The sequence below is a fragment of the Pseudomonas sp. S2_H10 genome, assembly GCF_054668285.1.
Map to the genome: position 1 here is coordinate 1,159,633 of NZ_CP162754.1, position 19,823 is coordinate 1,179,455.

The 19,823-nt window shown below is 62.5% G+C and carries 19 protein-coding genes; 13 read left to right on the plus strand and 6 right to left on the minus strand.

Annotated elements, in window-relative coordinates:
* The first annotated feature begins 213 nt into the window (after positions 1–213).
* From AB4O16_RS05065 to AB4O16_RS05085, 5 genes are all read left to right on the plus strand, one after another.
* A complete protein-coding gene (locus AB4O16_RS05065) occupies positions 214–1,197 on the plus strand; it encodes a FecCD family ABC transporter permease (protein ID WP_460158036.1) in 984 nt (327 codons plus the stop codon).
* Positions 1,197–1,964 carry a heme ABC transporter ATP-binding protein gene (locus AB4O16_RS05070; RefSeq protein ID WP_460157184.1) on the plus strand — a complete coding sequence of 256 codons (768 nt, stop codon included), beginning with the start codon at positions 1,197–1,199 and terminating at the stop codon, positions 1,962–1,964. The genes AB4O16_RS05065 and AB4O16_RS05070 overlap by 1 nt, the downstream gene beginning before the upstream one ends.
* Before the next feature lie 54 nt (positions 1,965–2,018).
* Entirely contained in the window at positions 2,019–2,903 is an 885-nt protein-coding gene (locus AB4O16_RS05075) for a ChaN family lipoprotein (RefSeq protein ID WP_460157185.1), read from the plus strand.
* A gap of 220 nt (positions 2,904–3,123) precedes the next feature.
* The gene (locus AB4O16_RS05080) at positions 3,124–3,729 is read left to right on the plus strand and encodes an SCO family protein (protein WP_150719325.1); all 606 of its coding nucleotides are present in this window, start codon (positions 3,124–3,126) and stop codon (positions 3,727–3,729) included.
* Position 3,730: 1 nt separating this feature from the next.
* The gene (locus AB4O16_RS05085) at positions 3,731–4,240 is read left to right on the plus strand and encodes a copper chaperone PCu(A)C (RefSeq protein WP_160388341.1); all 510 of its coding nucleotides are present in this window, start codon (positions 3,731–3,733) and stop codon (positions 4,238–4,240) included.
* Between the two features lie 121 nt (positions 4,241–4,361).
* Here AB4O16_RS05085 and AB4O16_RS05090 read toward each other — a convergent pair whose 3' ends face one another.
* Both AB4O16_RS05090 and AB4O16_RS05095 read right to left on the minus strand, forming a co-directional pair.
* Positions 4,362–4,778 carry an organic hydroperoxide resistance protein gene (locus tag AB4O16_RS05090; protein ID WP_150719327.1) on the minus strand — a complete coding sequence of 139 codons (417 nt, stop codon included), beginning with the start codon at positions 4,776–4,778 and terminating at the stop codon, positions 4,362–4,364.
* A gap of 123 nt (positions 4,779–4,901) precedes the next feature.
* Positions 4,902–5,231: a hypothetical protein gene (locus AB4O16_RS05095; RefSeq protein ID WP_160388340.1), complete on the minus strand. Its 330-nt coding sequence runs from the start codon at positions 5,229–5,231 to the stop codon at positions 4,902–4,904.
* 183 nt (positions 5,232–5,414) lie between these two features.
* Here AB4O16_RS05095 and potE point away from each other — a divergent pair, with 183 nt between their 5' ends.
* From potE to AB4O16_RS05125, 6 genes are all read left to right on the plus strand, one after another.
* A complete protein-coding gene (potE, locus tag AB4O16_RS05100) occupies positions 5,415–6,821 on the plus strand; it encodes a putrescine-ornithine antiporter (RefSeq protein ID WP_160388339.1) in 1,407 nt (468 codons plus the stop codon).
* Positions 6,821–9,106 (plus strand): Orn/Lys/Arg family decarboxylase, encoded by a 2,286-nt coding sequence (locus tag AB4O16_RS05105; RefSeq protein ID WP_160388338.1) that lies wholly within the window; start codon positions 6,821–6,823, stop codon positions 9,104–9,106. Before potE ends, AB4O16_RS05105 begins: the two co-directional genes overlap by 1 nt.
* Positions 9,107–9,287: 181 nt before the next feature.
* Complete coding sequence (locus tag AB4O16_RS05110; protein WP_460157186.1) at positions 9,288–9,689, plus strand: hypothetical protein; 402 nt, start codon at positions 9,288–9,290, stop codon at positions 9,687–9,689.
* A complete protein-coding gene (locus tag AB4O16_RS05115; RefSeq protein WP_160388336.1) occupies positions 9,689–10,228 on the plus strand; it encodes an HD domain-containing protein in 540 nt (179 codons plus the stop codon). The genes AB4O16_RS05110 and AB4O16_RS05115 overlap by 1 nt, the downstream gene beginning before the upstream one ends.
* Positions 10,229–10,451: 223 nt before the next feature.
* The gene (locus AB4O16_RS05120) at positions 10,452–11,720 is read left to right on the plus strand and encodes an OmpP1/FadL family transporter (protein WP_460157187.1); all 1,269 of its coding nucleotides are present in this window, start codon (positions 10,452–10,454) and stop codon (positions 11,718–11,720) included.
* Between the two features lie 50 nt (positions 11,721–11,770).
* Positions 11,771–12,445: a DUF3313 domain-containing protein gene (locus AB4O16_RS05125; protein ID WP_460157188.1), complete on the plus strand. Its 675-nt coding sequence runs from the start codon at positions 11,771–11,773 to the stop codon at positions 12,443–12,445.
* Between the two features lie 58 nt (positions 12,446–12,503).
* Here the strand turns inward: AB4O16_RS05125 and ligD are convergent, their stop codons facing one another.
* A complete protein-coding gene (ligD, locus tag AB4O16_RS05130; RefSeq protein WP_460157189.1) occupies positions 12,504–15,068 on the minus strand; it encodes a DNA ligase D in 2,565 nt (854 codons plus the stop codon).
* A gap of 556 nt (positions 15,069–15,624) precedes the next feature.
* On the minus strand, positions 15,625–16,353 hold the full coding sequence (locus AB4O16_RS05135) for a tellurite resistance TerB family protein (protein ID WP_460157190.1): 729 nt from the start codon (positions 16,351–16,353) through the stop codon (positions 15,625–15,627).
* A gap of 259 nt (positions 16,354–16,612) precedes the next feature.
* Here AB4O16_RS05135 and pcsA point away from each other — a divergent pair, with 259 nt between their 5' ends.
* Positions 16,613–17,335 (plus strand): phosphatidylcholine synthase, encoded by a 723-nt coding sequence (pcsA, locus tag AB4O16_RS05140; RefSeq protein WP_150719335.1) that lies wholly within the window; start codon positions 16,613–16,615, stop codon positions 17,333–17,335.
* A gap of 163 nt (positions 17,336–17,498) precedes the next feature.
* Here the strand turns inward: pcsA and AB4O16_RS05145 are convergent, their stop codons facing one another.
* A complete protein-coding gene (locus AB4O16_RS05145; protein ID WP_460157191.1) occupies positions 17,499–18,311 on the minus strand; it encodes a class I SAM-dependent methyltransferase in 813 nt (270 codons plus the stop codon).
* Between the two features lie 44 nt (positions 18,312–18,355).
* Positions 18,356–18,625, minus strand: a complete 270-nt coding sequence (locus tag AB4O16_RS05150; protein WP_160388329.1) for a DUF4242 domain-containing protein — start codon at positions 18,623–18,625, stop codon at positions 18,356–18,358.
* 180 nt (positions 18,626–18,805) lie between these two features.
* Here AB4O16_RS05150 and AB4O16_RS05155 point away from each other — a divergent pair, with 180 nt between their 5' ends.
* Complete coding sequence (locus AB4O16_RS05155) at positions 18,806–19,783, plus strand: AraC family transcriptional regulator (RefSeq protein ID WP_460157192.1); 978 nt, start codon at positions 18,806–18,808, stop codon at positions 19,781–19,783.
* The last annotated feature ends 40 nt before the right edge of the window (positions 19,784–19,823 follow it).

Here is a 19,823-nt window from a genome sequence, read left to right on the forward strand (position 1 = left end):
GCAAGTTGACCGACCATGACCTGTGCGTAAGCCGGATGTCGATGGCATCATCACCCGCTACGAATAATTCGATGATCGCCGCCCTCTGATCGGCCAAGGAATAATCCCGATGCGTATCAAGACACTGTCGGCCCGGGCCCGGACCGCCGGGATCAACCCATGACGGCCATTTTTCGGCCGCGTCCGACCTTGATCTTTTTGCTGCTGTTGCTGGTGCTGGTGTTCTGGCTGTCCCTGGCCCTCGGGCCGGTCAGCCTGCCGCTGGGCGATACCCTGCTGGCCGGGATGCGTCTGCTCGGGTTGCCGCTGGACGGTGGCGACACGCAACAGGCGGAATTGATCCTCGGGCAGATTCGCCTGCCACGCAGCCTGCTCGGGATCGCCGTGGGTTCGGTACTGGCGTTGTCCGGTGTGGCCATGCAGGGGTTGTTCCGCAACCCCCTGGCCGATCCGGGCCTGGTCGGTGTTTCCGGCGGTGCGGCACTCGGTGCAGCCCTCGCTATCGTCGGCGGCAGCCTGCTCGGCGGCGTGCCAGCGGCCATCGAGCCTTATCTGCTGTCGCTCTGCGCCTTCGGCGGGGGCTTGATCGTCACGGCGGTGGTGTATCGCTTCGGCCGTCGCAACGGGCAAACCGACGTTGCCACCATGCTCCTGGCAGGCGTGGCGATGACGGCCATGGCCGGTGCCGGCGTGGGGCTGTTCACCTACCTGGCCGATGACGCGACCCTGCGCACCCTGACGTTCTGGAACCTGGGCAGCCTCAACGGCGCCAGTTACCCACGCCTGTGGCCGTTGCTGATCGTCACCGTGGGCGCGGCGCTGTGGTTGCCACGTCGCGCGGCGGCACTCAATGCCATGCTGCTGGGCGAATCCGAAGCCCGGCACCTGGGCTTCGATATCGAACGGATCAAGCTGGAGCTGGTGCTGTGCACGGCGCTCGGTGTCGGCGCGGCCGTCGCGGCGGCCGGCCTGATCGGTTTTATCGGCCTGGTGGTACCGCACCTGATGCGTCTGCTGGTCGGCCCGGATCACCGGGTGCTGCTGCCCGCGTCACTACTGGCCGGTGCCAGCCTGCTGTTGCTGGCCGATCTGGCTGCGCGCCTGCTGTTGGCGCCGGCTGAACTGCCAATCGGCATCGTGACGGCATTGATCGGCGCGCCGTTCTTTCTTTATTTGCTGGTACGAGGACGTTCCTGATGCTGCGGGCAAACAACCTGCTGGTACGTCGTGGCAACCGTACGGTACTGGCGAACATCGATATCGAGTTGCGCCCGGGTGAAGTGCTCGGCGTGCTGGGTCCGAACGGCGCCGGCAAAAGCACCTTGCTCGCGGCCTTGTGCGGCGAACTGCCGACCAGCGAGGGCACGGTCAGCCTCGACGAGCGCCCACTCGCCGACTGGCCGGGCCAGGAACGGGCGAAACGCCTGGCCGTGCTGCCGCAGAGTTCCAGTCTGAACTTTGCCTTCTCGGTCAATGAAGTCGTGGGCATGGGGCGCTTGCCTCACGCCAGCGGCCGCGTGCGCGATGGCGAAATCGTCGCAGAGGCGTTAAAAGCCGCCGACGCCCTGCATCTGGCCGGACGCAGCTACCTGGCCCTGTCCGGCGGCGAACGCCAGCGCGTGCATCTGGCGCGGGTGCTCGCTCAGCTCTGGCCGGGGGCCGCAGGGCAAACCCTGCTGCTCGATGAGCCGACGTCGATGCTCGATCCGCTGCACCAGCACACCATCCTGCAAGCCGTGCGCGACTTCGCCGAGCGCGGCGCCGCGGTGCTGGTGATCCTGCACGACCTCAATCTGGCTGCTCGCTACTGCGATCAACTGCTGTTGCTGCAACAGGGCCTGCCCCACGCCTACGGGCCACCGGCAGAGGTGCTGACCGCCGAAGCGCTGGCGGCGGTCTATGGCCTGGAGGTGCTGATTCATCAGCATCCGGAACGCGGCCATCCGTTGATCATCGCGCGCTGATACCGCCCCCCTCCTTGCTTGATCGAGGGGGCCTCTATCTATCAAGGAAATCCGATGCGCTTTCTGTTGCTGTGTGCGTTCAGCCTGTTGGCTGCCTGCCAAACCCATTCTGTAACGCCGCCCCCGGCGCCGATTGCCCCGCAAGGGCGCGATCACGCCGACCTTGGCGTCATCCGCGAACTGGCCAGCGGTCGCACGCTGACCCCGCAGGAACTGGTCGAACGCCTGGCCGTGGCGCCGCGCGTGCTGGTCGGTGAACAACACGACAACCCGGACCACCATGCCCTGCAATTGTGGTTGCTGCGCGAGCTGGCGGCACAACGCGCCCAGGGCAGCCTGCTGATGGAAATGCTCAATCCCGACCAACAGACCAAAGTCGATGCCGCGCAAACCGCGACCCGCGCCGGACAGCCACCGGCCGATGCGTTCAAGGCGCTGGCCTGGCAGGCCAATTGGGACTGGAGCGTGTATGGCGCCCTCGTCACCTACGCGCTGCGCCAACCCTATCCGCTGCTGGCGGCGAACCTGGACCGCGCGCAGATCATGCAGATCTACAAGCAGCGCCCGGTGCTCACCGGTGAAGCGTCCACCACCCGACAGGTACAGGCGACCTTGCTCGAGGACATCCGCGAATCCCATTGCGACCTGTTGCCCGAAGCACAGATGCCGGCAATGCTCGCCGTGCAGCAACAGCGTGACCGGCGCATGGCCGAGCGCCTGATGGCCGCGCCGACACCGGCGTTGCTGTTGGCCGGGGCCTTCCACGTGCGCAAGGACCTGGGAGTGCCATTGCACCTCAAGGACCTCGGTGCCGGCGAGGGCAATACGGTGCTGATCCTCGCGGAGGCGGGCAAGACCGTGACCGCCCAGAGCGCCGATTACGTGTGGTACACCGCTGCGCAGCCGGAACAGGATCACTGCGCGAGTTTGCGTCGATAAATTGTGGTGAGGGGGGCTGCCTGTGGTGAGGGGGCTTGCCCCCTCACCACAAGAGCACTTTCACCCCGATGGCGCGACACTATGTCGCGCCGCAGCAAAGGTCCAATGGTCGTATCCACCCCTCCGCCACCGGCACAGTTTGGTAACATCCCCACGATTTTTTCGTCTGTACAGTCACCACGCTGTCAGTTTCAGCCTGTTCAACAGGATGCTTTTTTCCATGAGTACTTTGTATACCCGCCGAACTGTCCTGCAAGGCATGGGGCTGTTGAGCCTGGGCCTGCTCGCCGGTTGCGACGGCAGCAGCAAGCTGTCGTTCCAGTACGGCAAAGATCTCAGCGACAAGATCATGGGGCGTAATTTCAAGCTCAAGAACCCTGAGGGCGAAACCCGCATGCTGGGCAGCTATCGCGGCCTGATGCCGATGGTGTTCTTCGGTTTCACCCAGTGCCCGGCCGTCTGCCCCACCACGCTGGCCCGTGCCGCACAGGCCAAGAAGCTGATGGGGCGCGACGGCGAAAGGTTGCAGGTGGTCTTCATTACCCTGGACCCTGAACGCGACACCCCGGAATTGCTCGACAAGTACGTCAAGGCATTCGACCCGAGTTTCGAAGCGCTGTACGGCACCCTGGAAGAAACCGCCGCGACCGCCAAGGAATTCGGCGTGTTCTTTGAAAAAGTCCCGAGCGGCGATACCTATACCCTCTCCCATACCGCGACCAGTTATGTCTTCGACTCCCGGGGCAATCTGCGCCTGGGCCTGTCCGCGTCCCTGACGGCCAAAGAGTGCGCAGAAGACCTGCTCACTGTGATGGAGGTTTGCTGAAATGAATGCCCCACAGGTTAAAAGCCGTATCGCTCAACGCTGCAAGCAACTGGCGCTGGGCTTGTCCCTGATCGGCCTGGCCTTTGCGGTATCGGCACAAACCCGGGTCGACGACGCCTGGGTTCGCGCCACCGTAGCCGGCCAGCCGTCGAGCGGCGCCTTCATGACGGTCACCGCGAGCAGCGACAGCAAACTGCTGAGCGTGCAAACGCCGGTGGCCGGGCTGGTGCAGATTCATGAAATGAGCATGAAAGACGACGTCATGAAAATGCAGCAAGTGCAGTCCGTCGCGCTGCCCGCCGGTGAAGCGGTGAGCTTCGATCCCAATGGCTACCACGTCATGCTGATGAACCTGACGGGGCAGATCAAGGAAGGCGACAAGGTGCCGCTGACCCTGACCGTGGAAAACGCCAGCGGCGCGAAAGAGTCGATTCAGGTTGAGGCCGTTGCCAAGGCGATCGGCACCATGGATCACGGCTCGATGGCGCACGATCACAGCAAGATGAATTGATGCACGCGTGACACCGTGTAGGAGCCGGCTTGCCGGCGATTTGCCCTCGAGCCTTGCGCCGATCTCGTGGTCGCCATCGCTGGCAAGCCAGCTCCTACAGAAATGGTGAACGCCCGTCGACTCAAACCAGCTTGAGCACGACGTTGATGTTGTTGCGCGTGGCCTTCGAATACGGGCAGTACTGGTGCCCGGTGTCGACAATTTTCTGTGCGGTTTCACGATCCAGCCCCGGCAGGCTGACATTGAGCCGCGCCTGCAGCAGGTAGCCGCCTTCATTGGTGCCCAGGTCGACTTCGGCATCGACGGCGACATCCTTGGGCAACGCCACTTTCATTTCCCTGGCCGCCACCTGCATGGCGCCGATGAAACAGGCTGACCATCCGGCAGCGAACAGTTGCTCGGGGTTGGTACCGCCGCCCCCCGCGCCCGGCGACGACAGCTTCACGTCGAGGATCCCGTCGGAACTGCGGGCGGCGCCGTCACGCCCGCCGGTGGTGTGGGTCTGGGCGGTGTACAACACTTTATCGATCTGGCTCATGGTGACCTCCTGATTGAGTTGTAAGAAACCGGTTTTACACCCCATCCGATTGCCGGGATGGTCAATCAATATAGTCGTCACAGCCATGCGCCGTGGTCGATCCGACCGGCGCCCGCCCCTTGTTTATTTACGTGCCAACTTGTACCTGACGCAGTCCTCATGAAAGCTCTGCCGCACGGCGGTCGGTTTCAATCGCGACGGACTGTCATAAGTTTGCTCTGTAATGCCAAGTGCCATCATGCGCATCCAGGTTTTGGCGAACTTGTAGGCCTGGATTTTCTGCCGTGCGGCGTACAGGGAAACGCCTGAAAGCTTGAGTTCCTGTGCCCTTGCAGCGGTGCCTGCGCCCCAACTGCACATGTACTGATCATTGGCGGCTAATTCTTTTGCTTGAGCCGAGTTGCCTATGCCCGCAACTATTAGCGGGATTAACGCGATCCATATCTTGCGCATTTCGACCTATCTAACCAACTGAAAACAAAGTAATTTTGCAGAGAACTTGGAAATTTGGGGGCCAGCATCCTGCCTTTTCTGCAAATAAATGAAAAAGCGCGGTGGGGTTCGCCTATTTCTTGCGAGTTCTCAAACCTTTGCTATAGCTAAGGTTCTCAATCGCCAACTAAGTGAGGCAACGGAATGTCAGTCGCAAAGAAAATGAGTGTGGGGCAACTGACAATGTTGACCGCCGTCAACATGTTGGGCTCAGGAATTATCCTGCTACCGACTAAACTCGCGGAAGTCGGTGCGATTTCAATCCTCTCCTGGCTGATAACGGCCACCGGCTCCCTCGCTCTGGCCTACGCCTTTGCGCGATGCGGGATGCTCAGCCGCAAGACCGGCGGCATGGGCGGTTACGCCGAATACACCTTCGGTAAAGCAGGTAACTACATCACCAACTACACCTATGGCCTCTCGCTGTTGATTGCCAACGTGGCGATCAGTATTACCGCGGTCGGCTATATTCAGGTGTTGTTCGGGATAAAACTTGATTCGCTGCAAGTAGGCCTGGCCACTATTGCCCTGTTGTGGATCACCACCTTCGCCAACTTCGGCGGCGCGAGCATTACCGGGCGTATCGGCGCGGTGACGGTCTGGGGTGTGATTGCACCGGTGGTACTGGTGTCCACCATTGGCTGGTTCTGGTTCGACAGCAGTGTCTACGCCGCTGGCTGGAACCCTCACGACAAAGGCTGGTTCGAAGCGGCAGGCGCCTCGGTGGCCATTACCCTGTGGGCCTTCCTCGGCCTGGAATCGGCTTGTGCCAACACCGACGCGGTGGAAAACCCTGAGCGCAACGTACCGATCGCGGTGCTGGGCGGCACCCTGGGTGCGGCGGTGATCTACATCGTCTCCACCAACGTGATCTTCGGCATCGTCGGCAACGAAGAGCTGGTCGCATCCACCGCGCCGTTCGGTCTGGTGTTCGCCAAGATGTTCACCCCGATGGTCGGCGACATCGTGATGGCGGCCATGGTGCTGGCCTGCATCGGTTCGCTGCTGGGTTGGCAGTTCACCATCGCCCAGGTGTACAAAAGCTCGGCCGACACCGGCTACTTCCTGTCGATCTTCGCCAAGGGCAACAAAGCGGGAACGCCGATTGTCGGCATGCTGGTGCTGCTGGCGGCACAGACCGCGCTGGCCCTGCTGACCATCAGTCCCGACCTGAGCAAACAGTTCGACACCCTGGTCAACCTCGCGGTGGTGACCAACCTGGTGCCGTACATCCTGTCCATGGCCTCACTGATGACCATGCAGAAAGTCTCCAACGTGCCGGAAGGCAAGGCACTGGCGACCAACGTCATCGCCCTGATCGCGGCGGCCTACAGCTACCTGGCGCTGTACAGCTCCGGTGAGCAGGCGCTGATGCTGGGCGGCGTGGCCACAATCGTCGGCTACACCCTGTTCGGCTTCGTCAACAACCGCCTGATCCGCCTCGAAGCACTCAACAACAGCGTACCGACGCAAACCGTCAGCGCGCAGCACCTCACTGCCGAGCCAGTGCCGGTGAACAATCTGAATAAAGCCACTCTGGAGGTTCAATAATGACGGACTATAAACACTCGCTGGGCATGCTGGCGCTACTGGTCAGCAGCCCGCCGGACAAGCGAACGGTGTTTGGCCGTGCCCTCGATCACCTGCTCCACGACGTAGAGGGACGCGGTGTCAGCGTCCTGGCTTCGGAAAGCCTCAGCGATGCCGCATCGATCCTGCGTTCGGACCCTGCCGTCCAGTGCGTGCTCATCCGTTGGGAAATGGACACCAGTGAAGGCCACGCCGACTGCATCAAACTGCTGGTCAAACTGCGCGAGCGCAACACGCGGGTGCCGGTGTTCCTGATCAGTGACCGCACCACCGCGTCGAGCATTCCGTTGCTGGTCATGCAACACGCCGACGACTTCATCTGGCTGCCCGAAGACACCACCGGTTTCCTCAGCGGGCGCATCCTGGCCGCCATCGAGCGCTATCGCCAGGCCGCCCTGCCGCCGATGTTCGGCGCGCTGGTGAAGTTTGCCCGCACCTATGAATACTCCTGGCACACCCCGGGCCATGCCGGTGGTACGGCGTTTCTCAAGAGCACCGCCGGACGTGCCTTCTACGAATTCTTCGGCGAGAACCTGCTGCGCTCCGACCTGTCGATCTCGGTCGGCGAACTGGGTTCGCTGCTCGATCACAGCGGCCCCATCGGCCAGGGCGAACGCTACGCCGCCAAGGTCTTCGGCGCGCACCGCACGTACTACGTGACCAACGGCTCGTCGATGTCCAACCGCGTCATCCTCATGGCCAGCGTCACGCGCAACCAGATCGCCCTGTGCGACCGTAACTGCCACAAGTCCGCCGAACATGCGATGACCCTGTCCGGGGCGATTCCGACCTACCTGGTGCCGACCCGCAACCGCTACGGCATCATCGGCCCGATCCTGCCGCAGACCCTGAGCGCCGAAGGCGTGAAAGCCGCCATCGCCAGCAACCCGCTGGTCAAGAAAGGCATCGACCCGACGCCGGTGCACGCCATCGTCACCAACTCCACCTACGACGGCCTGACCTACAACGTCACCCGCGTCGAGGAGCTGCTGGGCGAAAGCGTCGACCGCCTGCACTTCGACGAAGCCTGGTACGGTTATGCGCGCTTCAACCCGCTGTACACCGGACGCCATGCCATGCACGGCAACCCGGCCGATCACGACAAGTCCAAGCCGACCGTGTTCGCCACCCAGTCGACCCACAAGTTGCTGGCCGCCCTGTCCCAGGCCTCGATGATCCACGTGCGCGACGGCCGTAACCCGATCGAACATGCGCGTTTCAACGAGTCGTACATGATGCACGCCTCGACTTCGCCGAACTACGCGATCATGGCCTCCTGCGATGTCAGCTCGGCGATGATGGAAGCCCCGAGCGGGCAGATCCTCACCAGCGAGTCGATCGAAGAAGCGATCAGCTTCCGCCAGGTGCTCTCGCGCATGCACAACGAGATGCTGAGCAAGGACGACTGGTTCTTCACCTGCTGGCAGCCGCCGAGCGTACAGGTGGGCGCAGCGACCGTGCCGTTCCATGAGGTCGACCCAGTCACGCTGAAAACCGACCCGAACTGCTGGGTGCTGCATCCGAATGCGGTATGGCACGGTTTCGGTGACATCGAAGACGGCTACTGCATGCTGGACCCGATCAAGGTCTCGGTACTGGCCCCGGGCATGGGCGACGACGGCAGCCTGCTGGCCCACGGCATCCCCGCCTGCGTCGTCACCGCGTACCTGGGACGCCAGGGCATCGTGGTCGAGAAAACCACCGACTTCACCATCCTGTTCCTGTTCTCCATCGGCATCACCAAAGGCAAGTGGGGCACGCTGCTCAACGCCCTGCTCGACTTCAAGCGCGACTACGACGACAACGCCGAACTGGAGCTGTGCCTGCCCGACCTGTACAACGCCAACCAGCGACGCTATGCCGGCATGGGCCTGAAGGACCTGGCCGACGAAATCTTCGCCGCCATGAAGAAACACAAGACCACCGCCAACATGTCCCAGGCGTTCGGCACCCTGCCACAAGCCGAGTTCAGCCCGGTGGAGGCCTACGAAAAACTGGTGCGCAACGACATCGAACTGGTCACCCTCGACCAGGCCGCCGGCCGCCTCGCCGCCACCGGTATCGTGCCGTATCCGCCAGGCATCCCGTTGCTCATGCCAGGTGAGAACGCAGGCCCTGCGGACGGTCCTTTGCTTGCGTATCTCAAGGCACTGGAAGCCTTCGACAGATCCTTCCCGGGCTTCACCCATGACACCCACGGGATCGAAGTCGAAGACGGCGTTTATCGGATGCTGGTACTGAAATAAATTAAACAGCTTCACCGCAACCCTTGTGGGAGCGAGCTTGCTCGCGATAGCGTTTTTCCAGTCAACATCAATGTTGCCTGACACGACGCCATCGCGAGCAAGCTCGCTCCCACATTGCTTTTGCATACCCTTTCAAATCCCTATGGGCAAATTCAATCACGGCGCTCTATGATTGATCCCCATGACCACCACCGCTGCGACCCGCTCACCCTGCCCGCCCGGCGCCTGCGACTGCGGGCGTGACCCGCTGCTGGAAACACCGGGGGCGGACCTGCGCATTCTGTTTCTGACCCGCAACGAAGAAAAACGCCTGATCGAACGCCTGGAGAACCTGCAGAGCCTGAGCGATCTCGAGCACCTGCAGCGGCGCATGTTCGAGCAGTTGGGCATTCGCGTGGCCATCGCCCCGGGCTTCAATGAAGTGCGCACCATGCGCGGCATCGGCATCCAGGTTGGCGAACTGCCGGGACTGTGCCGCAAGACCCGCGCGAGCATCCCCGCGGCCATTCGCCGTGCCATGGAAAAGCGCCCGGAGATAGCCTACGACCTGCTCAACGCCAACGACCTGTTGCGTGACGCCTGATGAAACTGCTGCTCGAATTCCCTCGCACCGACGAGATCCTCACCTCATTCGCCCTGGCCATCGGTGCCGACCTGCAGGGCTACCGTAACCACATCTACCGGGTGCTGAATTTCCACGCGGCCCTCAGCGCTGCCGACGGTTTGCCCTCGGACGCCGTGCAGATCGCCGCAGCGTTTCACGACCTGGGTATCTGGACCGATGACACCCTGGACTACCTGCCGCCCTCCATTGCCCTGGCCACCGAGTACCTCGACAGCCAGCAGCGATCGGACCTGAAGGAAGAAGTCAGTGCGCTGATTCTCGAGCATCACAAGCTGCGCCGGTATCGCGGCGCTTGTGCCGAAAGCGTCGAAGCCTTTCGCCAGGCCGATCTGGTGGATGTGTCCCTGGGCCTGGTGCGTTTCGGCTTGCCTCGAAGCTTCGTCAAAACCGTGCAGTCGACCTTTCCCGACCATGGTTTTCACTCGATGCTGATGAAGCTTTCAGTCCGGCAACTGATCCGCTCGCCGCTGCGGCCGTTGCCCATGTTTCGCTGGTGAAACAGACGCTTATATCGACTGAAAGCCTACTTTCTAACTAGCCATTACTGGATATTTCGCAATTCGAACCTACGCTCTTGACGGGGAACCTGAACATCATCGCCGAGCCGGGCGCGGCCAAGGTCGCTGCAGCGCGGACCAAGAGGCCAAGTAAACAGCCGAATCCGCGGGTGGCCGGCACCGTCCACGCGCATTCGAAATGGACATTTGCTGAGGTAGATACATGCCGACCAGAACACTAGCCGTATCTGCATCCGCGCTACTGACCCTGTGCTGCCAGCAGGCCTGGGCCGGCGGCATCATGCTCTACGAAATCGGCACCGACAACGCAGGCCTGGCCAACGCTGGCGCCGCCGCCCGTGCCCAGGGCCCCTCGACCATCGCCAGCAACCCGGCGGGCATGAGCTACCTGCCAGGCACACAAATCACCGGTGGCCTGCAAGTGCTCTACGGCGACCTGAGTTTCGACCGCGACTCCGGCACCAACACTGCCGGCAGTGGCAGCGGCAATGCCCTCGATCCGATCCCCGGTGCCAGCTTCTTCATCAGCCATGAACTGGACGATCACTGGAGCGTCGGTTTCGGCTCCTATGGCGACTTCGGCCTGGCGGTCAATTACGACAACGACTGGTCCGGCCGCTACTTCGCGCAAAACTCCAGCCTGCTCGGTCTGTCCCTGGTGCCGAGCGTGTCCTACCGCTTCAACGAACAATGGTCGGTGGGCGTGGGCGTCAAGGCCATGTATGGCATGTTGCAGGCGCAAACGGCGATTGACCGCTCGCCCTTCGGCTTCACCGACCGCACCGACGGCCAGTACAAATACAAGGACAACGCCTGGGGCTACGGCGCCAACGTCGGGGTGATCTACGCCCCGCAACCCGGCACGCGCATAGGCCTGGCCTACACCAGCCAGGTCGACCTCGACTTCAAGGACCGGCTGGACGTCAAGGGCGATGGCCGCCTGCTCGATCGCATCAACAACACCGACACCGAACTCGACGTCAAGGTGCCGCAAACCCTGACCCTGAGCCTGTTCCAGCAACTGGACCGACAATGGGCCCTGCTGGCTTCGGCCAACTGGCAGGACTGGTCCGAGTTCGGCGATATCGGTGTTGAAGTCGACACCACGGCGCTGGGTTCGCAATCGAAAAACGTCGACGCCGGATTCAAGGACACCTGGCACCTCTCCCTTGGCGCGCAGTACCAGGCCACCGAACAGTTGTTGTGGAACTTCGGCGTAGCCTATGACAGCAGCGCCGTTTCGGACAGCAACCGCAGCGTGATCGTGCCGATGAACGAATCCTGGCGCATTGCGACGGGAGCCACCTATGCTCTGAACAAGGACACCGATGTCAACGTCAGCTGGGCCATGGTCTGGCTCGGCGACATGCCGATCGATCAGACCAAGTCCGTATCCGGCAACCGAGTTTCCGGCGAGTTCGACAACGCCTGGATTCAGGCCCTGACCGGGAACATGACCTGGCGCTTCTGATGCTCAGACAACGCAAGAACGACGATTTCAACCAAGGAGTAAACACCACTATGAATCTGTCCCGAAAACTGCTGGTCGGCGCTACGCTGGCAAGTCTGTTGCTAGGCGGCTGTACCTCGAAAGTGACCGAGAAGGAACAATACTCAGGCTTCCTGCCCAACTATAACAACCTGCAGGAAGTCGAAACGCCGAGCGGTGGCACCGCGATGCGCTGGGTCAGCCCGTCGTGGAACCCGAATGCCTATGACACCGTGGTGTTCAACAAGCTGGAGCTGTACCCGGCGCCCAAGCCCGATGAGCGGGTCAACCAGCAGACGCTGACCGACATCCAGAACTACATGACCAACAAGGCCAAGGCCACGCTCGGTCAGAAGTACCGCGTAGTGTCCACCTCGTCAGCCGCTCCGGCGGGTTCCCGGCCGCTGCTCATGCGCGCTGCGATCACCGGGGTGAACGCCGAGAACGAAGGCATGAAGTGGTATGAAGTGGTGCCCATCGCGGCCGTAGTCGGCGCAACCCAGGCCGCCACCGGTCACCGTGACCAGGAAACCACCCTGTTCATCGAAGCCGAATTCATTGACGCGAAGAGCAACCAGACCGTAGCCAAAGTGGTGCGCAAGGTGTTCGGCAGCGAACTGAAAAACGAAAGTCAGAAGATTACCGCCCAGGACTTCAAGGCGGCGATCGACAAACTGGGTACCGACTTCCAGGCCTTCATCAAGTAACACCCCCTGTACCTGTGGCGAGCTCGCTCGCCACAGGGATTTCCCTTGACCCTTGCGGTCACTTTTTCATCCCCACCCGCCGACGCATCTCGGCGGTGATCGCCTGCCGCGTCTTGCGCATCTGTGCCCAGGGTTCATCGCCGACTTCGGCCAGGCGTTCATGTGCATTGTGCAGGTTCCACTGATTGCCGCCCTTGAGCTCGGCAACCTCCTCGCGAAAAATCGGCATCGACACCGGCAGACCCTCGCGGGTACGTACCGCGTAGGCGCAGATGGTGGTCGCCCCCAGGCCGTTGCGCAGGTAATCGATGAAGATCCGGCCGACCCGGTTCTTCGGTCCCGACACCGCCGAAAAACGCTCGGGCAACAGCTTGGCCATGTGGCTGACAATGGCATGGCTGAAGTCCTTGACCTCATCCCAACCGAGCTTGCGAGTCAGCGGCACCACCACATGGATGCCCTTGCCGCCGCTGGTTTTCAGAAACGCCTTGAGCCCCAGTTCATCCAGCACCGACAGCGTCAGCGCAGTGGCCTCGACCATGCGCTTCCATGGCAGCGCCGGGTCCGGGTCAAGGTCGAGGACAAAGCGGTCTGGCTTGTCCAGGTTGGCCGACGTGGCGTTCCAGGTATGCAGCTCCACGGTACTCATCTGCACCGCGCCAATCAGCGCCTCGGCGTTGTTGATGAGCATGATCGGCTGGCCGGTGAGCTGCTTGTCCAGCGTGGTGATGCCCGGGATCGCCAGGTGCTCGGCATTCTTCTGGAAAAACAGTTCGCCGGCGATGCCGTCCGGCGCACGCACCAGCGCCACCGGACGATCCTTGAGTTCGGGCAGGATCCACTCGGCAACGCTCGCGTAGTACTGCGCCAGTTGCAGCTTGGTGGTGCCGCTGTCGGGATCGATCACCCGGTCCGGGTGAGTGATGCGTACCTTGCCCTGCTCCAGACCGATTTGTGAGGGGGCGGGCTCGGTTTTCTTGTGCGTGGTTTTTTTCGCAGTGGAGGTTTTCACGGTTTTCGCGCGCTCTTCGGTGATGTCTTGAGCGGGTTTGTCATTGCGCAGGCCATGGAACACGGCATGACGCACCGAGCCGTCCCTGGTCATTTCAGCGAAGGCCACTTCCGCCAGCAGTTTGGGTTTGAGCCAGTGCACGTCCCTGGCCTCGGAGCCGTCGGGCGGATTGACCACCGGCGGTTTTTTCACCCGCAACGGCTTGAGCTGCTCATGGATGCTGCGCAGGGTCGCCTCGTTGAACCCGGTGCCGACCTTGCCGGCGTAACGCAACTCGCCACTGTCGCGGTCATGCAGCCCCAGAAGCAATGCGCCGAAGGCATGGCGCGAGCCTTTCGGGTCGGTGAAACCGACGATGACGAACTCCTGTCGATGTTGGCATTTGAGCTTGATCCAGTCGCTGCTGCGCCGGGACACATAAGGCGAACCCAGGCGCTTGCCGATCAAGCCTTCCATGCGCATCTGGCAGGCGCTGTTGAGCAAGGCCTGTGGCTCCTCGCCGAACGACTCGGAGAAGCGCAGCAACGGCTGGTCGTTGGCCTTGAGCACTGTCGAAAGCGCGGCCCGGCGCTCTTCGACCGGCACCTCGCGCATGTCCACGCCGTTGAGGTAAGGCATATCGAACAGGTAGTAGAGAATGCCGTCGCTGCGGTTCGCCTCGAAGGCGTTCTGCAGCGCCTGAAAGTCCGGTACACCCTGGTCGTCGGCCACCACCATTTCGCCGTCGAGCCACGCCGACTCCAGGCCCAGCGCGGCCAGGGCCTCGGCCTGGCGGGGTAACTTGTGGGTCCAGTCGTGGCCATTGCGGGTGATGAGTTTGACCGCGCCGTGGTCGATGCGCGCCATGATCCGGTAACCGTCGAACTTGATTTCGTAGCTCCAGGGGCCGTCCGGGACTTTTTCCACCAGCGTTGCCAGCTCAGGCTTGAGCAGGTCCGGCAGCCTGGCCTTGCGCGCGCCGGTCAGTGGCGAGGATTTTTCCTGGGCACTGGCTGTGGGCTTCCTGACGGACTTGGGTCTGGCGGCCGGCTTCGAGGGTTTGTCGGCGATGCGCCGCTCGCTGAGCACGCTGTCCGGTTCGGCGCTGAGCACATCGTAGTCATGCTGCGAACGGGCGGCGCCGTCCTGATGCTTGATCAAGAACCACTGCTCCTGTTTGCCCGGCATGTGCGTGCGCACCAGGTTCCACAGGCCGCCCAGCTTCTCTCCCTGCAATTCGAACTTGAGTCGCCCCTTGGCATAGGCCTTGGCGGGATCGTCCTGGGGAATCCAGATGCCCCGATCCCAGACGATGACCTCGCCGGCACCGTAATGCCCCTCGGGAATGCTGCCTTCGAACGTGGCGTACGCCAGCGGATGGTCTTCGACGTGCACCGCCAGGCGCTTGACCGAGGGGTCCAGGGACGGGCCCTTGGGCACGGCCCAGCTCTTGAGTGCGCCGTCGAGTTCCAGGCGAAAGTCATAGTGCAGGTGGGAGGCGTCGTGCTTTTGAATGCAGAACTGCAAGGCATGATCCCCGGCAGTTTTCTTGCGCGAGCGCTTGTCGGCAGCAGGCTCGGAAGTCGCCGAAAAATCACGCATGCGGTTGTAGTCATCGAGGTTGCGGGCCATGGCTCACCTGCTTCGCGCCAGGACGTCGAATGCAAACGTCTCCTAACCCAGCAGAGCCGGCGAGCGGCGCAATAATTCAATCGGTGTTGAAATTGCCCGGACAGACGGGCTGTTAGCGCGGGGTACAAACAGGAGATGTGCCCTACATCAAACTGTGGGAGCTGGCTTGCCAGCGATGAGGCCAGCACATCCAACATCAATCTCGCCTGACACACCGTCATCGCTGGCAAGCCAGCTCCTACAAGGGGATTGGGTCGTCCGCAAATGCCAGGTTCACCACAAAAACTGTGGGAGCTGGCTTGCTGGCGATGAGGCCGGCATATTCAACATCGATGGCGCCTGACACTCCGGCATCGCTGGCAAGCCAGCTCCTACAAGGGATTGGGTTGTTCGCAAATGCCAGGTTCACCGCAAAGACTGTGGGAGCTGGCTTGCCGGCGATGGTCGTCAACGATGACGCGTGTAACCCGGATGAACGCGGCGCATTTGAGTGCATCGCCAGCAAGCCGGCTCCTACAGGTATTGCGCTGCCCCTTGGATTTTTGCCATGCACCCGTCAGGCAGTACCCTTGGCCTGTTGCTCCAGGTGCAATTGCAACTCTGGGTCGATCTGCAACGCCGCGGCCAGTTCATCCAGATAATTGCGCTCGGCGTCCTGCTGGTCATCCACCAGCATCACGCTGGCCAGGTACATCTCCGAGGCCATGCCGGGGTCGGTGGCCGACTGTGCCACTTCATTGGGGTCAAGCGGCTTGGCGACTTCATCGTCCAGCCATTGCTGCAATTGCGGATCGTCGGTGTGACGACCGATTTCAGTGCTGATCATGTGCTTCTCTGCTTCATCGATCCGGCCATCGGCCTTGGCCGCGGCGATCAATGCCCGCAGGATCGCATGGCTGTGCTCCTCGGCCTCCGGACCGGCCAGCAAGTCCACGGTGCGTGGCGCTTCCTGCGGTGCCGACGCCTGGCTGCGCTGCCAGGCCTGATACGCCTGGTACGCCATCATGCCCAGTGAGGCCAGTGCCGCATAATTGGTGCCGCCGCCGGAGCGGCTTTGTGGCGCGCCACCCATCGGCGAGCCGCCGCCAAGCAAACCACCGAGCAATCCGCCCAACCCACCGCCACCGCCGCCCGCACCGGCACCGGCGCCACCGCCCAACAACCCGCCGAGCAAGCCGCCCAGGTCGCCGAGCCCGCCCTGGGCCGATGCGCCACCGCCACCCTGTTGCGCCATCGAGCCTTGGCCGGCGCGCAGTAATTGTTCGAGCAGATCGCTGGTGTTCATCACGCTTGTCCTCTTTGGAAGGGTTCTGTCCAGTCAGGCAACGATAGACCTCGCAAGCGAATGTGCCAGCACCGTTGGGCCGACGCACCCGCGCCAGCGTGGATTTGTCCGGGGTATTTCTTTGCGGCACAGCTAAGATTTCATAGGTGGTGAACCTTATTCCCGGATACCCGGTCGATACCTGCAACCCGACCCGCTTTGCCACCGCCCCGTACGCGGGGTGACAACTGGCTTGCTTCATTCACTGGAGAATGCCCCTGTGATTTCAACCCTGTACATCGCCAGGCTCAAAGCATGGGGCGCCCATGGCTTTACCGCCACTGGCGTTGTCACCGCTTTCCTCGCCACCCTGTCCCTGCTGGACAACCAGCCGACCCATTGCCTGCTGTGGCTGGGCGTTGCCCTGATCGTCGATGGCCTGGACGGTGCGCTGGCACGCAAGGTCAATGTGCAGTCGGTGCTGCCGAGCTTCGATGGCTCGATCCTCGACCTGGTGATCGATTACCTGACGTATGTGTTCATCCCGGCACTGTTCATCTACCGCTACATTCCGCTGCCGGACTACACCTTGCTGCTGAGCGTGTCGCTGATTCTGGTGTCGTCGCTGTTCTGTTTCTGCAACGTCAACATGAAGAGCAAGGACAACTATTTCCAGGGCTTCCCCGCCGCCTGGAACGTGGTTGCCCTGTGCCTGTACATCATCGCCCCGTCGCCGTGGATCACCTTCATTACCATCATTGGCCTGGCCCTGCTGACCGTGACCCGGATGAAATTCCTGCACCCGTTCCGCGTGCGCCGGTTCATGCCGATCAACATTGCGGTGACGGCCATCTGGTTGCTGTGCAGCCTGTCGCTGGTGCTCAACCATCCAGTGATCAACCCGATGGTGATGGGGCTGTGGCTGCTGATGTCGGCGTACTTCCTGGGTATCTGCCTGTGGCGCACGGCGCTGGAGTGGTTCGACGAATCGCGGCTCAAGTAGCCATGCCGGCGAAAGTCATTTAGCAGGTATCACACTACCCCTTGTAGGAGCGAGCGTGCTCGCGATGGTCGATAACGATTACGCGTGTTTTCTGGATGCACGCGGTGTTTTCGAGTCCATCGTCGGATCGCCGCCCGGAGCAGGCTCGCTCCTACAAGGGCCATTAGCGCCGCGTAATCACCACCTCCAGGTACTCACTCGGCACCACCAGCGACTTGTCGCCCGCCCGGTTCATCCGGTTGATCAGTTCGGTCAGGTCCGCTTCCAGCGCCTTGGCGCCGTCTTCGGGCAGCGCGGCGAAGGCTTTGTGCACCGGCCCGTACCAGGTGCGGAAGGTGTCGATGAAATGCGCCGTCGAGCGATAGCGGAAATTGAAGGTGCGGCGCGTCACCTGGAGCAGAAATTGACGCTCGTCAAAATGCTCGTGCAACCAGGCTTCGGTGCCCCAGCGCGAGGGCGGATTCGCTCCCGGCGCAGGTGGCAGGTGCTGGCCAAGGGTCTTGAACATCTGGCCGACGAACCCTTCCGGCGTCCAGTTGGCCAGGCCGATCCGCCCGCCCGGGCGGCAGACCCGTGCCAGCTCCGCGGCGGCCTTGGGCTGGTCCGGCGTGAACATTACGCCGAAGGTCGACAGCACCGCATCAAAACTGCCGTCGGCAAAGGGCAAGGCTTCGGCATCGGCGACCTGGAAGCTGACTTTCAGGCGTTCGGCCCGGGCCCGCTCTTCACCGCGTTCCAGCAAGGCCGCGACATAGTCGGTGGACGTCACCTGACAGCCACGGCGCGCGGCAGCGAGGGTCGCGTTGCCGTTGCCGGCGGCAACGTCGAGCACGCGCTCATCGCACAACAGGTCGCAGGCTTCGGCCAGTTGCTCGCCGACGATTTGCAGGGTGGTGCCGATCACGGCGTAGTCACCGCTGGCCCAGGAGGCCATCTGGCGGTTTTTCAAGGCAGTCAGATCAATGGGTGTACTCATGGAGGCAGTCTCTGGGGTGAAACACGAATCGGGCCTGGCCGCGGTTACTCCGCCGTCGTCGGATCGATGATGTTCATGACCTGGGAAATCCGGTTGGCGGGAAAACCACTGATCCTGGCGTGCTCCTGGATCTGCCCCTCGTTCGGCGCGATGTACACGCAATAGAGTTTGTCACCGGTGACATAGCTCTGCAGCCACTGCACCTCCGGCAACTCACGCAAGGCCTGGCAGGACTTTAGCGAAGCGGCTTTCAAATCCCTTTCCGACAATGCTCCGGCGCCCTGGATCTCGCGCTCAATCACGAACTTCGGCATGGCAACCTCTCTTTTCTTGTTCTGGGAAGCAGGGCCGGGATTGACCCCGTAGACAAACTATCGTCCTGACGGGTGCTGGCGTCCTGTCCGATCGTCGCCCAGGCCTGCCCGATCGTCCGGAGATTCCACGTTGCGCACCGAGGCGTTCACAATCAGGAATCCTGCCACGGGGAACGCCCTATGGACGCTCTGTCACAAACCCTGCGCGTCGTGCACCTGGTCGGCGCGATCTTCATCAACGCCCGGTTCACCGCGCCCTGGTGCTACCAGTCGCCCAGCGCCGACACGGCGGCGCCGTTCCTGGAGCCCGATGCGGAACGGGTGGTGATCTTTCACCTGATCACCGAGGGCGAGTGCTACGTCGAGCTGGGCGATGATCCGCCGCTGCTGCTCAGCGCCGGCGACGTGGTGATCTTCCCCCAGGGCGACGCCCATCGCATGTGCTCCCGACCGGGATTGCCCCCGGCCACCGGTGCGCGCCTGGATGCGGTGCTGGCGCGCCGGCCCCGCCAGTTGAGCTATGGCGGCGGTGGCGCGGTCACCCGCCTGGTGTGTGGCTACCTGGCCTGCGATACGCGCCTGGCGGGCATGTTGCTCAAGGGCTTGCCGGCCGTGGTGCGGGTCAATGTGCGCGGATCGAGCGCCGGTATCTGGCTGGAGTCCTCCGTGCGCTACGCCCTCGCCGAAGCCCGCTCGCCCCGCCCCGGCGGTGAAGGGGTATTGGCCAAACTCGCCGAAGTGCTGTTCATCGAAGTGCTGCGCCTGTACATGAACGAACAGGACGAAGGCCGCACCGGCTGGCTGGCCGGCGTGCGCGACCGGATCGTCGGCGCCGCCCTCAACGCCTTGCACAAGAACCCCTGTCACGCCTGGACGCTGGAAGAACTGGCCCGCACCGCCAGCACCTCAAGATCGGTGTTGGCCGAACGCTTCCAGCAACTGGTGGGGATCTCGCCGATGCAATACCTGACGCAATGGCGCATGTTGCTCGCCGCCAACCTGTTACGCAGCAGCAACAGCTCATTGACGCGGATCGCCGAAGAAGTGGGCTACCAGACCGACACCGCCTTCAGCCGCGCTTTTCGCCGCGAGTTTGGCGCACCGCCGGCGGCGTGGCGGCGCGGGCAGGCGGCTTCGAATCACTTGAGCGGTCGCTGAGCCGGTAGGGGCGACAGCACCACCCAGGACCGCTACTCTC